The organism is Thalassovita mediterranea (genome assembly GCA_019448215.1).
Taxonomy (GTDB): domain Bacteria; phylum Pseudomonadota; class Alphaproteobacteria; order Caulobacterales; family Hyphomonadaceae; genus Henriciella.
Genome location: CP080408.1, coordinates 2,387,361 through 2,400,309, shown reverse-complemented (window position 1 = coordinate 2,400,309; position 12,949 = coordinate 2,387,361). Strand labels below are relative to the sequence as shown.

The window sequence follows — 12,949 nt, the reverse complement described above, 5'->3', positions numbered from 1 at the left end:
CCCCTCCCCGGACCTGATACAGCCTCAGCAATCAGCCGAAAGTCGTCTCCGCGTCAACACGGGTGGGGGCCAGACGCTGATAAAGCGCGACCGCCAGCCCGTGTCCTAGCCAGTAGAAAGGCGCAAGGATCAGGAAAGCGAGCGCGGCAAGGCCTGCAAATTCAAAATCGCCCAGCGCTTCGGCTGACTGTGGCGGCGGCGCGTAAACGCTGATGACGGTCATGATCCCGCCTGCGTGAAGAACAACAGACGCGATCAGCGACAAGACAAGCCAGGGCAGGAGCTGCACTCCAACCCATAGAAGAGCGAGTTTCGAGACATGTTTCGCCGTCCACGGCCAGCTGCGAAAGATCGTGACATGACGCTCTGCAATCGTCGCCGCCCCGAACAGGAAAAGCCGCAGCCCCAGCCAGATCAGCGCACCGGCCGAAACCAGCAGCAACAGGTACAGGATGATCGCCGCGCCAGAGCCGGACAGCGCATCTATTGACCGCCACACCTCGTCCGCCGCCTGGCCACTCTGCGACGGGTCATAGCCCGACGCATCGATCAGAACGCCGGCGAAGATGGAGAAGAACAGCGTTATCAGGAAGAGCAGGATGAAATAGAGTCCGTAGACCGCAAGATTGGCGAGAAACAGCCGGCTCGCATCCCCGAACACGCCTGACGTACCGGCCTCCGGCAGCAGTTTCCGGTACATGGTCGCAGACCAGAAGCTTCCGACGAAGATCACCAGAAGCCCCATGGCGAACCAGTAGAATACCGGCTCGCCGCCCTCATTCGCCAACCGGTTCACATAGCTCTGCGCAAAGACGGCGGCGGCCATGAGAAGCAGGCCCGGCAATGTCGGGATCGCCACCGTGCGCGCATGGCGAAAAGCGTCTCTCGAGATGGAGGCGGTGTGTAAGGCCAAGGCCGCTACCCTGCTTGCGAAAACAATGAAGTCACGCCGTCAGAATAAGCATGCAGCCCGGGTCCAAGTCGAATGGAAATGGCCGTGGCAGGACATCGTGTCCCACCACGCCGTGCAAATCCAGTTCGATCAGTGCCTAGCTGTCGCGACGGGCGTCAGGCAGGCGGTCATTGATATCGTCGCGGATATCGAGAACGGCGACGATCAGACCACAGATCACGCTGGCCACAATCCAGCCCGCAATCGTGAAACCTGCGATCTCTGCAACACGTGCAATATCGCCGGTAAGGCCGTAACCAGCAGCGAACTGCCCATGCTGGTAGATTCCAAGCAGAACGCCGCACACGATGATCGCAAGGTAAGCGATATAAACCATCGCCCGGAAGCTATTGATAATAAAGAATTTCATTCCGTATTCCCCCAATAAGAAAGTCTGGCCGCTGGGTTATCACTGACCAAACACGCAGCGCGGTGCCGCCTCCAGAATGAACTCGAAAACCTGACGCTGCTCATCTGCCGAATTGCCGGAGATGGCTACATCGCCCTCGCCATTATTGCGGGCAATTTCCGCAAATTTGGCGAACAGCTCGTCGTCCAGCTTTTCCTCGGCTGCATCGGTCAGGCACTCGCATTCCGCCTTCTCCATGCCAACTTCAGTCTCGCAGAACTCCATGATCGCTGCCCGGTCTCTTGAGCTACCGTCACAGGCCGCTAGGGCGATGCTGGCAAGCAGGACTGAGACTGGGAGTTTCATGGTGGCTTCCTTCTGAGGCTTTCTAGGCTTTAGTCTTCTCACGAACCCTCTGGAGATTCCAGAAAAGACTGAGTTTATTCCCGGCGGAGAATCCGGTCGAAGCTGATCCGCCCCTGCCGCTTCCGAAGGAATTCAGCCTTCACCGCGTCGCGATCATAGTCTTCATTGACCCACGCCATAAAGTCTTTTCCCGTCTCGCGCGAGCTGTCCAGATAGGCCTCGAAAAAGGCGTCCAGCATTCCGGTCTTGCCGGATTTCACATGCAGGTAACGGCCAGACAGTTGCTTCAGTGCCTTCTCGACCGGCATGTCCTGACGGAAGATCATATAGAGTGCGCTCATCAGGCCGGCCCGGTCCGCGCCCGATTTGCAATGCATGAGCGCTGGATACTCGATGGTCTCGAACAGGTCGCGGGCGGCCTCGATACGCTCGGGCTTAGGCGTGTCGCGTGAGAACACCTGAAAATCGACGAGCGTGATACCCACGGCGTCACAGGCTTCCTTCTCAAGAAGGTAATAGCCCTTCGTGCTCTCACCGCGCAGATTGATGATCGTCTTGATGCCGCGCGCGCTCGCATGCTCGGCCACCTGGCGGGGGTTCGGCTGGTTCGACCGCCACATTTCAGGGCTGATCTGGTGCAGGTTCTGGAAGCCTTCGCGCAGAAATCCATGGTCGCCCAGCACCATCTCCAACTGCGCGCGGCGGCGCCCATCCGCCGTCGTCAGATCGGCTGCGATGTGAGGCGGCTTCTTGCGCTTCTTCTTTTTCTTGGGCGGCGCTTTGCGCTCAGGCTCTTGGTCAGGCTGGGTCATCGCTGTTTTGGCTACCCAAGCCCGGCGGTCCGCGCAAGCTTGGCGCGCACGCTGGCCCTCTAAACCCCCCGGTAACCGGGTCCACCTAGCTTCACCATCAGCGCACCGTAATGCGACCGGCCAGCTGGGACAGGACATGAAGCTCACCCGCTCAATTCGCGCAGGCCTCCTCCTGCTTGCCTGCCTTGCCGGTATTTCCATTCCCGCCCATGGCAGGCAGGTATCGCTTGAGCCGACATCGCTGGAACTGCGTGCCGCCCCCGGAGACCGCGAACGCGCCCACGTCACCCTGCAGAACGACAGCCCAGACGAGACGGTCGAACTCACCATCGGTCTTGCTGACTGGACCATTCGCGCAGACGGTCAGCTCGAACTTGAACCGCCCGGCAATGCGCCGGACAGCATGACAGACTGGGTCCGCTTCAGCCCCGCCTATGTCTCACTCGCGCCCGGCGAAACCCGCGAAATCCTCGTCGACATCAAGATCCCTGACACGGCACCGCCGACTGCCTCGCGCCGGACTGCCCTCCTCGCCTCAGCCATCGCACCCGTGACGACGTCGGACGGCGGCAGTATTCTTCGAAAGATCGAGGAAACCAGCCTCATTTATCTGACGGGCCCGGACGCAGAGAGCCTGCCCGTCATAGAGTCGATTGCGCGCGTCATGTTCGCAGACGGCTCAACCGCGCTTCGTCTGACAGTCTCAAATACAGGTACCGCCCATGCGCGCCTTCAAGGCGCGGTCCAGATGGACGCGAATGGCGAAAGCACGTCCCTGCCCCTGGCCAGCCTTGTTGTGCTTCCAGAGACACGGCGGATGTTCCTCATCCCGCTGGCTCAGCCCATTCCAGAAAATGCAATGGTCTCCGCCAGCCTGACCAACACCCATGCTCCGCAGCATGAGAGCGGGCGTGCCGACCTGGTGCGTTATTCGGCGCCGCTTGGTAAGGCCGCGCCGCTCAGATAGCCGAGCCCCTGCAGCATGGATACCGCCTCATAGAGCGGCAGGCCCACAATCGCTGTGTATGATCCGTTGATCCGGCGCACAAAAGGCGCCGCCTGCCCCTGAATGGCATAGCCGCCCGCCTTGCCGACACCGTCGCCAGCATTGGCATAGTGCTCGATTTCATCATCGGTGAGGCGTTTGAACAGGACGCGGGAGCGGACAACCCGCACGGACATCCGCCCATCCGGCGCACAGACAGCAAGGCCAGAAATCACCTGATGCGCGCGGCCAGACAGCATTTTCAGGCAATCAATGACTTCAGCCGTATCAGTCGCCTTGGGCAGAATGCGCCGCCCCATCGCCACGACTGTGTCACCGGCCAGCGTAAAGCTGCCAGCATCGTGCACGTGCAACGCCTTTTCGCGCGCCAGGCGTTCAGCCAGCGCAGCGGGCATTTCGTCTTTTAGCGGGGTTTCATCAATATCGGCAGGCCGGACGTGGTCTGGTGCAATTCCGGCCTGCGCCAGCAAGTCGAGCCGCCGTGGACTCGCGCTCGCCAGGATCAGGGGCGCGCGCGTCGCTGGCATCATGACTATTTGAAGCGATAGGTGATCCGGCCCTTGGTCAGATCATAAGGCGTCATTTCAACGAGCACCTTGTCGCCCGTCAGGATGCGGATGCGGTTCTTGCGCATCTTGCCGGCCGTATAGCCGATGATTTCGTGATCATTTTCCAGCTTCACGCGGAAAGTCGCGTTCGGCAGCAGTTCCATGATCGTTCCGTTGAACTCGATCAGTTCTTCTTTTGACATTGGCACTCCTTGTTCAGCCACAGCGACTGTCAAACCATCCCTGCGGGCCAGATATGGCGCGGTTCGTAACTTTCGTCACCTGGAAGGGCAAGCCGTAAAAGGCAACGCGGCTACCCCGCGCCTCACGTCTAGTAACGGCTTGGAGAGGAATTTGGTGTCAGATCAGGCAAAATTCAATTCCGGGTGTGTGTGATGCCGCATCGTCTTGCGACCCATAATGCCTTGCCTGCAGGCTCGGCCTTCCTGAATTTCCGCCATCTCGTGGACGGTATGCTGACGCCGTACATGATCATGGATCGCAGCCTGACGATCATCTACGCGAACCAGGCCTATCTAGACTCTGTTGAGCGCAAACTGCCCGATCTGATTGGCAAGAACGTCTTCCACGCCTTCCCCGACACAGATGACCGCACAGCGCCTGTCCGCGAAAGCTTCATCCGCGCATTGAACGGAGAAACCACCCGGCTTGAGCGCACCTATTACCATTTCCGCCATGCCGACGGCACGGTCAGCACCAAATGCTGGCAGTGCATCCAGACACCCTATTACGGCGTCGACGGCGAGGTCGCCTATATCGTCCAGCACGCTGAAGACATCACCGAAGCCGACAAGCTCCGCCAGCGAAACGAGATCATCCAGCAGGAACTCGACCACCGGGTGAAGAACATCTTCTCGGTCATCCAGGCCGTCGCGATGCTATCTGGCAGCCAGGCCGAAACCATTGAAGAGTTCCGCAATGAGTTCGCCGCCCGCCTAACAGCCATGGGGCGCACGCACGACCAGCTGCGCGATCACAATTGGGAAGGTCTCTGGCTCCATTCCATCCTGAAAGACGGACTGGACCAGTTCTGCGGGCGCGACAGTGAACGCGTTACCATTTGCGGTCCCGATGTACGCCTCAGCCCGCGCGGCGCGCAGCATGCTTCTCTTCTCGTGCACGAAATGGCGACCAACGCCGCCAAATATGGCTGCTTCTCCGTGCCAGAAGGCAAGCTCCGCATTGAAACCGCGCATGGCGATGACGCGCACTCTGTAAAGGTCTGCTGGAAGGAAAGCGGGCTTTCAGGTGTAACTTCGCCTGACAATCAGGGCTTCGGCTCCCAGCTCTTCAACTTCATGCCAAATCTCACGGTTGACCGGGTGTTTGAGGATGATGGCCTGCGCCTCAACCTCACGGCCAGGCTGCTCCATCCGATGGAGCCATCGCCGGATCTGGCTTTCCCCAAGTCCTAAGGTGCGGGCGACCGGGTCTGTCCAGCATGCAGCGCGCAGATCAGCGTGAACAGACGACGCGACGTATCGAAATCGACATCAATCTTGTTCTCCAGCCGCTCGGCAAGAAGGTTTGAGCCTTCATTGTGAATACCCCGCCGCGCCATATCGATGGCCTCGATTTGATGCGGTGACTGGGTCTTGATCGCCGAATAATAATTCTCGCAGATCATGAAATAGTCGCGGATGATCCCCCGGAAGGGAGAGATCGACAGGATGAACATATGGACCTTCGTCTGGTCCTCCAGCCTGATATCGAAGACGAGCTTGCGCTCCATCATGGAGAGATGAAGCACATATGGCCCGCGGTCATCGTCTCTCACCCCGAAAGAGTTTTCCTCGATCAGGTCAAAGATGGCGACGCGCCGCTCATGCTCCGCATCCGGCCCGCTCGATGAGAGCGTCTCTTCATCGATCTCGACGGCAACAAGTCGCTTATCCGCCATCGCTCCCACCATTATTGGTCCGAATGGAAACAGATCGCGCATGGGCCGGCAGGCCTTCGGCCTCGGCAAGACGCAGGACGGCTGGCGCCAACGCGGCAAATCCGTCAGGGCCAGCCCGCTGCACACTCATCCGCTTCATGAAATCGGTCAGGCCGAGGCCAGAGCTGAAACGCGCCGCTCGGCTTGTCGGCAGCACATGGTTCGACCCGGTGACATAATCGCCCAGGGCCTCTGGCGTATGGTGGCCAAGGAAGACCGCCCCGGCATGCCGGATTTGCGGCAGCAGGATATCCGGATCGCCCACGGCGAGCTCCAGATGCTCGGCCGCAATCTCGTTTGCGATGTCCGCGGCCTGGTCCAGATCCCTCGCAAGGATGATCGCGCCATGCGTGTCCCAGGAGGTGCGCGCGCGTACTTCTGTGGAGAGAGATTTCAACTGCTTTTCCACAGCTTCTTCCACAGACTTACCCACAGGCTTTTCCACAGTGATCAGTATCGACTGGGAAGACGTATCATGCTCGCACTGGCTGAGCAGGTCAGCGGCGATCCAGTCAGGGTTCGCGCTATCGTCTGCTATGACCAGAATCTCTGACGGTCCGGCAATCGTATCGATGCCGACACGGCCAAAAACCTGCCGCTTGGCTTCGGCGACATAGGCATTGCCCGGCCCGACAATCTTGTCGACGGGTTTGAGATGCCCTGCCCCGAAGGTCAGCGCCGCCACGGCCTGCGCCCCGCCAATCGGATAGAACTCGTCGACCCCTGCCTTCAGCGCGGCATAGGCCACCGCATTGGAGAGCTGCCCGCCCGGCGCCGGCGCCGTCATCACGACACGCTTTACCCCGGCGAGCTTCGCCGGAACGGCATTCATCAGGACAGAGCTCGGATATGACGCGAGACCGCCCGGCACATAGACGCCCACACTGTCCAGGGGCGTCCAGCGCCAGCCGAGCTCTATGCCCTCGGCGTCCTTGAAGAAATTGTCCGAAGGACGCTGGCGCTCATGATAGGCGGTGATGCGCTCAGCCGCATAATCGATAGCCTCTCGCAGGTCCGCCGGGCAGCCAGCCGCCAGCGCATGCAGGTCCACATTGTCCGATTGCAGCGTGACAGGGTCCAGCGTCAGCCGGTCGAACTTGGCCGTATAACGCGCCACGGCTTCGCCGCCCTTGGCACGCACATCGGCCAGCACATCCGTCACCGTCTGCGCGACGTCCTCGACCTCTCCGCGCGGCTCAGCGAGGAAGACTGCGAGCTCATCTGCAAAGTCGCCTTTTGTGCCGTCCAGCCACCTGGCCATGCTAGCGTCTCCTGCGGTCATGCTGCGGCGTGTGCCGCGTTGTCCATTCATAGTCACTGTCGAGCAGCGTCACATCCAGCACTTCGACAGCCAGCTCCACTTCCCCGTCGCCAGCAAAGTGAAGGCGCACAATGCCGCCGGGTGGGTCCTGATCTGGTTCGAATTCAACCGCGAGCAAAGAATAGACCATGTCGGGGTCAGCGCGCGAAACACCCCGCGTCTTCACCGACAGGACGCCATCAAACGCCAGCAGCGAACGCACGCGGGTCTTCGGCTCGCGCTTGCTCTTATGGGCGGCATCTTCCCAGCGGAAACGATTGATTTCGAGCGCAAAGCGACGCTGGCTGCGCTCAAACCTGATATTCTCCGCCTTGATGACGCAGTCCTGCACAGCGGCTGAAATGATTTTCAGGTCTTCGCTATCCTCAGCGATGAGCCGCAGCGGTTTATCTGTTGCCATGGCGTGTTCAGCCCCTAGCCTTCATCTTCTTCGCTCGTCCGGCGGATATTCGCCCCGACAGCGCTCAGCTTTTCTTCCAGCCGCTCAAAGCCACGATCGAGGTGGTAGATACGGCTGACCGTCGTCTCACCTTGGGCAGCAAGGCCTGCAATGACAAGAGAGACAGAGGCGCGCAGATCGGTTGCCATGACTGGCGCGCCCTTCAGCTTCTCGACGCCCGTCACGATTGCCTCTGAACCACGCACGGCGATATTCGCACCAAGACGCGAGAGTTCTGGCGCATGCATGAACCGGTTCTCGAAGATATTCTCACGAATGATGGACGTCCCGCGCGCAACGGACATGAGGGCCATGAACTGGGCCTGCAGGTCGGTCGGAAAGCCGGGATGCGGCGCCGTATCGACGTTCACCGCCGCCAGCGGCTGACCCGTCGTTTCAATCTCGATCGTGCCGGCATCCTTGTCGGCCTCGACCTTCACGCCGGCATTGCGCAGCGCATGGTTGAGCGCGCTCAGCGCGCCGACGGGGGCATTGGTCAGCGTCACATGCCCACCCGCAGCTGCGACCGCCATGGCATAAGTGCCCGCTTCGATCCGGTCAGACATGACCTTGTGATGCGTACCGTGTAGTTCATCGACGCCCTGGATCGTGATGGTCGAGGATCCGGCGCCCTCAATCTTTGCGCCCATGGAAATGAGGCAATCGGCAAGGTCTGCGATCTCAGGCTCCCGCGCGGCATTCTCAAGCACGGTCTCACCCTTGGCGAGCGTTGCTGCCAGCATGGCATGCTCGGTCGCGCCAACAGAAACGAAAGGAAAGACGATCTGTGCGCCTTTCAGCCCGTGGATTGCGGCCGCTTTTACATAGCCCTGCTCGACCAGAAGGTCCGCGCCCATCGCCTCGAACGCCTGCAGGTGAAGATCGACAGGGCGCGCACCGATGGCGCAGCCGCCCGGCAGCGACACGGTCGCATGGCCATAGCGCGCCAGCATCGGCCCGAGCACGTTGAAACTCGCCCGCATCTTGCGGACCTGCTCATAGGGCGCGATCGTCGATGTCAGGTTTTCAGCGTTCAGACGGCACTCCGAATCGCCCTTCGGCCAATAGACCTCGACGCCCAGCGTCTGTAGCAATTGCGACAGGAAACGCGTGTCAGCGAGGTTCGGCATATTGGTGAGCGTCACCGGTTCTGCCGTCAGCAGGCAGGCCGCCATAAGCTTCAGCGCAGAGTTCTTCGCACCTGAGATCGGGATCTCACCGGAAAGCGGTTGTCCGCCAATGATTTTTAGACTGTCCATGCGCAGGACTTATAAGACTGTTCTGGGCGCCGGAAAGGCGGGAATGAGCAGATTTCTGTACACAGCGCAGCCGCGCCCTGCGTATACCTCGTCACTCACCGCGCTTGTCTGCCGCGCCATCCTCAGGCTCATCACCCTGCTTCGCCTTTCGCGCCGCCTGCTTGCGACGTTTCAGATTGTCCCGCAGCGCCGCCTTCAGACGAGCTTCGCGTTCGGTCGCGGTTTCCTTTGCTGCCATTTCTTCAGCTCCATGTCTGAAACGGTCTTTTCTTCATTGCCCGCATAAGCTAAGGGCACCGCTCGCAAGCATCAATTGCCGCGGTAGCTCAGTGGTAGAGCGCGTCATTGGTAATGACGAGGTCGACAGTTCAATTCTGTCTCGCGGCACCATCCCCTGATGGCTTGCAATACGGGAAGCCTTCCTCGCTGGCACCATTGCCAGATTTGACATAAAACCGGGCGCTGAAGACAGCTCTACTCCCGGGCGAAGCAATGTCATCCACGTGTTGGCGACCCCAGCGAAAAATTTGCCGGTCTAATTCGCATATTGGCGCATCCTGATTGCGTTGAATCATCCGAGCAGGGAATTCTGTGACCCCTGCGACACAGTCCGACGACCACTCACACCGAACGATGACGAAAGTGTCATAATTGCGTTGACCTTTAAAGATTCGCGCGATTAGCGTCGCTGCAGGGCTGTTCGGGCGTCGATCAGTCTTATTAGTCAGGGTAAGCGCCGGAATTGCACCCGCAATCCGGACACGCGCTTTTGGAGGAGGTCAATTTGACCCAAGATATTTGGAAAAGGAAGCTGCTCACCACTACGCTGATCGCAACTGCGGCCAGCGCTATGTGGGCAGGTGCTGCGTTCGCGCAGGACAATGATGCGGAAGACGAAGATTCTGATGTCATCGTCATCGAAGAAGTCGAAGCCGAAGACGAAGCACGCCAGGAGCGTGTTGTTGTCACCGGTTCGCGTCTTGCTCGCGACGAGTACACGAGCGTTTCCCCGCTTCAGGTCATCGATGGTGACACAGCTCGCGACCTCGGTCTCGTTGATGCGTCTGACCTTCTGAGCCAGACCACCGTTGTTCAGGGTCAGCAGGTTACCACGGGTGTTTCGACCTCCGCTGGTCTGATCACCGACAGCGGCCCAGGTTCTGCAACCGCTTCGCTTCGCGGTCTCGATGCTGGCCGTACGCTCGTTCTCGTCAACGGTCGCCGTCTCGCACCAGCTGGTGTGCGCGGTGTGCCAAGCGCACCCGACCTGAACCTTATCCCAGGTTCGCTGGTTGAGCGCGTTGACGTTCTTCTCGACGGTGCTTCGTCGGTTTATGGTTCTGACGCCGTTGCAGGTGTTGTGAACTACATCCTCCGCACCGATTTCGACGGCCTTCAGTTCGATGCCTTCTACACCGACCCAGAAATGAGCGGTAACGCAGGCAAGCAGCAGGTTTACTCCGCAACGATGGGCGTTTCCAGCGACCGCGGTTTCATGACCTTCGCCGCTGAATACAGCCAGTCGGACGCTGTGACCGAAAAGCAATTCGGCAGCTTCTACCACCCATATGACGGCAACTGTCTCTCCTTCCTCATGGAAGGCGCAAGCGGCCGCCGTTATGAGTACTGCTCCGGTTCGTTCGGTGCAGGTGCCATCTCCGGTACACCATTCGGCTTCCTGAAGTATGAGCCAGGCTTCAACTTCGGCGCACCACTTCCGCCGAACTTCAAGCCGGTCAGCACGCGCGGCCTGCTCATCGAGCCGGACAACCTTCAGGGCCAGGACCTTCTGATCTACCCAGAAGAGCTCAAAGCAACCCTGCTGCCGAACTTCGAGCGCACCACGCTCTACTCCACGGGTGAGTACGAGACCGACCTTTACGGCGATCTCACCGCTTACTTCGAAGCATCGTGGTCCAACCGTATCACCGACAACAGCACGGCTGGTCAGGGCGCAATCCCGCTCGACCCGAACTACGCGCTGAACGTTCTCGGCACGGCTGGTACGCTGTACTACAACACCAACTTCTTCGCGCAGACCGAAGTTGCTCAGACCCGCCTCATCGGTGGTATCAAGGGCGACCTTCCATTCATGGATTCCTTCGGTACGCTCAAGAACTGGGGTTACGACGCCTATCTGAGCTACAGCCGCTCGAACGGTGACGACACGATCCAGGGCATCCCGTACTTCCCGCGCCTCGAGCAGACGCTGGAAAACACGCGCTTTGATCCGGCCACCGGTCAGTTCGTCTGTGACCCACGCACGATCCCGAACGTTGCACAGCAGGTTACCTGCCGTCCGCTTCCGTTCTTCACCGAAGAGTTCATCTTCACGGGTCGTTTCCCTGACGATGCAGACACCGAGTACCTGTTCCCTAACCGGATCACGAACACGGTCGTCGAGCAGTCGGTCTTCAACGCATACATCTCCGGTGACCTCTTCGAGCTCCCAGCTGGCCCAGTCGGCATGGTGCTCGGTGTCGAACTGCGTGATGACGCGATTTCGACCAAGACGGACGCTGGTGCCTCTGCTGGTGACTTCCAGGGCTTCCTTGGTGACCCAGGCTCCAACGGCTCGCGTATGCTTCAGGAAGGCTTCATCGAGCTCGAGCTTCCGCTCGTCGCCGACAAGCCATTCGTCGAAGAACTCACCCTCAACGGTGCAGCTCGCTGGACCGAGGAAGACAACTTCGGCGCCCAGTGGACCTACCGTGTCCAGGGTCAATACGCTCCGGTTGACTGGTTCCGTCTCCGCTCGACCTACGGCACCTCGTACCGCGCACCGAACCTCGGTGAGCAGTTCGGTGGCCGCGTCACCGGCTTCGGCAACCCATCTGACCCTTGCCGCGTGCCAGGTGTCGCAGTTCCATTCGACGACTACGACAACGATCCAACCACGCCAGACACGCGTGAATATGTTCCGGCCCTCGACCCGCGCGACCCGGACGTCATTCAGAACTGTCTGAACGGTGGCGGCCCATACAACATCCCGGGAACCGATCCGTTCTCGCTCGGTGTTCGCGGCCTCGGCACGTCCAACCCGGTCTTCTTCGGTGCACCGACCCGCGTTGCTTCGGGCTCCAACCCGAACCTCGAGGCCGAAACCTCTGAAGCTCTGTCCGTAGGCCTCGTCTTTGAACAGCCTTGGACCGACCGCTTCGATCTCCGTACGTCTGTGACCTACTACGAGATCAAGGTTCAGGACGAAGTCGACCAGCTGACGGCTGCTGTTATCACCAGCCTCTGCTACGACAGCCCAGGCCTGACCGATGCTCGCTGTCAGTTCCTCACGCGTGCACCGCGTGTTGCTGGCGACGACACCTCGGGTGAAATCACCTTCGTTTCTGCTCTCCAGCAGAACCTTGGTGAGCAAGTCTCCGAAGGCATCGACTACAACCTCGAATTCGGTATCGACTTCAACGCTCCTTACATGGAAGGCGAAGTCCGCTACGATCTGATCGCACGTGCGACCCAGTCTCTGACGCAGACCGAAGAAATCTTCGAGGCAACCGGTGTTCGTATCGACGACGACCTGACCGAGTACGGTAACCCGGAATGGCGTCTCAACCTGACGAACGTCTTCTCCTGGAACGATTGGCGCTTCCTGTGGCAATCGCGCTGGATCGACGAAATGGTCGAAGACACCCGTCCGGACGAGCGTAACGAGCCAATCCAGTCGAACTTCTACACCTGCTTCAACGCAGCGCTGGCGAATGACCGTCCGTGTCTGCAAGTTGACGGTCTGGAGAACTACTGGGTCCACGACATCTCGCTCGCCTGGGAAGGTGATACGATGATCGTCCGTGGTGGTGTTTCGAACATCTTCAACAACGCACCACCGAACACCGACAACCCAGAGCTGTCGAACATCGGCGGCGTTGGTTACGACCTCGGTGGCCGGACCCTGTTCCTCAACATCACGAAGTCTTTCTAAGCC

Annotated in this window: 14 protein-coding genes and 1 tRNA gene; 4 read left to right on the top strand and 11 right to left on the bottom strand. The window is 59.7% G+C overall.

All coding sequences use genetic code 11. From position 1 onward, the window contains the following. Nucleotides 1–31 precede the first annotated feature (31 nt). From KUV46_11835 to KUV46_11820, 4 genes are all read right to left on the bottom strand, one after another. Nucleotides 32–913 (bottom strand): hypothetical protein, encoded by an 882-nt coding sequence (locus KUV46_11835; GenBank protein QYJ00028.1) that lies wholly within the window; start codon nucleotides 911–913, stop codon nucleotides 32–34. Between the two features lie 136 nt (nucleotides 914–1,049). Beyond that, complete coding sequence (locus KUV46_11830) at nucleotides 1,050–1,322, bottom strand: hypothetical protein (GenBank protein ID QYJ00027.1); 273 nt, start codon at nucleotides 1,320–1,322, stop codon at nucleotides 1,050–1,052. A gap of 39 nt (nucleotides 1,323–1,361) precedes the next feature. Further along, nucleotides 1,362–1,667 carry a hypothetical protein gene (locus KUV46_11825; protein ID QYJ00026.1) on the bottom strand — a complete coding sequence of 102 codons (306 nt, stop codon included), beginning with the start codon at nucleotides 1,665–1,667 and terminating at the stop codon, nucleotides 1,362–1,364. Nucleotides 1,668–1,741: 74 nt separating this feature from the next. Continuing rightward, nucleotides 1,742–2,479: a tyrosine-protein phosphatase gene (locus KUV46_11820; GenBank protein QYJ00025.1), complete on the bottom strand. Its 738-nt coding sequence runs from the start codon at nucleotides 2,477–2,479 to the stop codon at nucleotides 1,742–1,744. 136 nt (nucleotides 2,480–2,615) lie between these two features. Between KUV46_11820 and KUV46_11815 the strand changes: the two genes are divergently transcribed. Further along, a complete protein-coding gene (locus KUV46_11815; GenBank protein ID QYJ00024.1) occupies nucleotides 2,616–3,446 on the top strand; it encodes a DUF916 domain-containing protein in 831 nt (276 codons plus the stop codon). On the opposite strand, the gene KUV46_11810 is transcribed toward KUV46_11815, so the two are convergent. Next, nucleotides 3,407–4,015, bottom strand: a complete 609-nt coding sequence (locus tag KUV46_11810; GenBank protein QYJ00023.1) for a Maf family protein — start codon at nucleotides 4,013–4,015, stop codon at nucleotides 3,407–3,409. The genes KUV46_11815 and KUV46_11810 overlap by 40 nt on opposite strands. Before the next feature lie 2 nt (nucleotides 4,016–4,017). Beyond that, nucleotides 4,018–4,236 (bottom strand): translation initiation factor IF-1, encoded by a 219-nt coding sequence (gene infA, locus KUV46_11805; GenBank protein QYJ00022.1) that lies wholly within the window; start codon nucleotides 4,234–4,236, stop codon nucleotides 4,018–4,020. A 192-nt stretch (nucleotides 4,237–4,428) separates the two neighbouring features. Here infA and KUV46_11800 point away from each other — a divergent pair, with 192 nt between their 5' ends. After that, a complete protein-coding gene (locus tag KUV46_11800) occupies nucleotides 4,429–5,469 on the top strand; it encodes a PAS domain-containing protein (protein QYJ00021.1) in 1,041 nt (346 codons plus the stop codon). Here the strand turns inward: KUV46_11800 and KUV46_11795 are convergent. From KUV46_11795 to KUV46_11775, 5 genes are all read right to left on the bottom strand, one after another. Continuing rightward, the gene (locus KUV46_11795) at nucleotides 5,466–5,954 is read right to left on the bottom strand and encodes a UPF0262 family protein (GenBank protein QYJ00020.1); all 489 of its coding nucleotides are present in this window, start codon (nucleotides 5,952–5,954) and stop codon (nucleotides 5,466–5,468) included. The two genes, KUV46_11800 and KUV46_11795, sit on opposite strands and share 4 nt — an antisense overlap. Beyond that, nucleotides 5,944–7,254, bottom strand: a complete 1,311-nt coding sequence (hisD, locus tag KUV46_11790) for a histidinol dehydrogenase (GenBank protein ID QYJ00019.1) — start codon at nucleotides 7,252–7,254, stop codon at nucleotides 5,944–5,946. The genes KUV46_11795 and hisD overlap by 11 nt, the downstream gene beginning before the upstream one ends. A 1-nt stretch (nucleotide 7,255) precedes the next feature. After that, a complete protein-coding gene (locus KUV46_11785) occupies nucleotides 7,256–7,714 on the bottom strand; it encodes a DUF2948 family protein (GenBank protein QYJ00018.1) in 459 nt (152 codons plus the stop codon). Between the two features lie 14 nt (nucleotides 7,715–7,728). Then, a complete protein-coding gene (gene murA, locus KUV46_11780; GenBank protein QYJ00017.1) occupies nucleotides 7,729–9,012 on the bottom strand; it encodes a UDP-N-acetylglucosamine 1-carboxyvinyltransferase in 1,284 nt (427 codons plus the stop codon). A gap of 91 nt (nucleotides 9,013–9,103) precedes the next feature. After that, nucleotides 9,104–9,250, bottom strand: a complete 147-nt coding sequence (locus KUV46_11775) for a hypothetical protein (GenBank protein QYJ00016.1) — start codon at nucleotides 9,248–9,250, stop codon at nucleotides 9,104–9,106. Nucleotides 9,251–9,327: 77 nt separating this feature from the next. Here KUV46_11775 and KUV46_11770 point away from each other — a divergent pair. Then, nucleotides 9,328–9,402: transfer RNA gene (locus tag KUV46_11770), tRNA-Thr, on the top strand. A gap of 394 nt (nucleotides 9,403–9,796) precedes the next feature. Then, nucleotides 9,797–12,946, top strand: a complete 3,150-nt coding sequence (locus tag KUV46_11765) for a TonB-dependent receptor (protein ID QYJ00015.1) — start codon at nucleotides 9,797–9,799, stop codon at nucleotides 12,944–12,946. The last annotated feature ends 3 nt before the right edge of the window (nucleotides 12,947–12,949 follow it).

Coding starts and splice junctions, on each gene's coding strand:
- infA (QYJ00022.1), bottom strand. CDS start 4,236: ATGTCAAAAGAAGAACTGATCGAGTTCAACGGAACGATCATGGAACTG.
- KUV46_11830 (QYJ00027.1), bottom strand. CDS start 1,322: ATGAAATTCTTTATTATCAATAGCTTCCGGGCGATGGTTTATATCGCT.
- KUV46_11820 (QYJ00025.1), bottom strand. CDS start 2,479: ATGACCCAGCCTGACCAAGAGCCTGAGCGCAAAGCGCCGCCCAAGAAA.
- KUV46_11810 (QYJ00023.1), bottom strand. CDS start 4,015: ATGATGCCAGCGACGCGCGCGCCCCTGATCCTGGCGAGCGCGAGTCCA.
- KUV46_11795 (QYJ00020.1), bottom strand. CDS start 5,954: ATGGCGGATAAGCGACTTGTTGCCGTCGAGATCGATGAAGAGACGCTC.
- KUV46_11785 (QYJ00018.1), bottom strand. CDS start 7,714: ATGGCAACAGATAAACCGCTGCGGCTCATCGCTGAGGATAGCGAAGAC.
- KUV46_11825 (QYJ00026.1), bottom strand. CDS start 1,667: ATGAAACTCCCAGTCTCAGTCCTGCTTGCCAGCATCGCCCTAGCGGCC.
- KUV46_11775 (QYJ00016.1), bottom strand. CDS start 9,250: ATGGCAGCAAAGGAAACCGCGACCGAACGCGAAGCTCGTCTGAAGGCG.
- murA (QYJ00017.1), bottom strand. CDS start 9,012: ATGGACAGTCTAAAAATCATTGGCGGACAACCGCTTTCCGGTGAGATC.
- hisD (QYJ00019.1), bottom strand. CDS start 7,254: ATGGCCAGGTGGCTGGACGGCACAAAAGGCGACTTTGCAGATGAGCTC.
- KUV46_11815 (QYJ00024.1), top strand. CDS start 2,616: ATGAAGCTCACCCGCTCAATTCGCGCAGGCCTCCTCCTGCTTGCCTGC.
- KUV46_11800 (QYJ00021.1), top strand. CDS start 4,429: ATGCCGCATCGTCTTGCGACCCATAATGCCTTGCCTGCAGGCTCGGCC.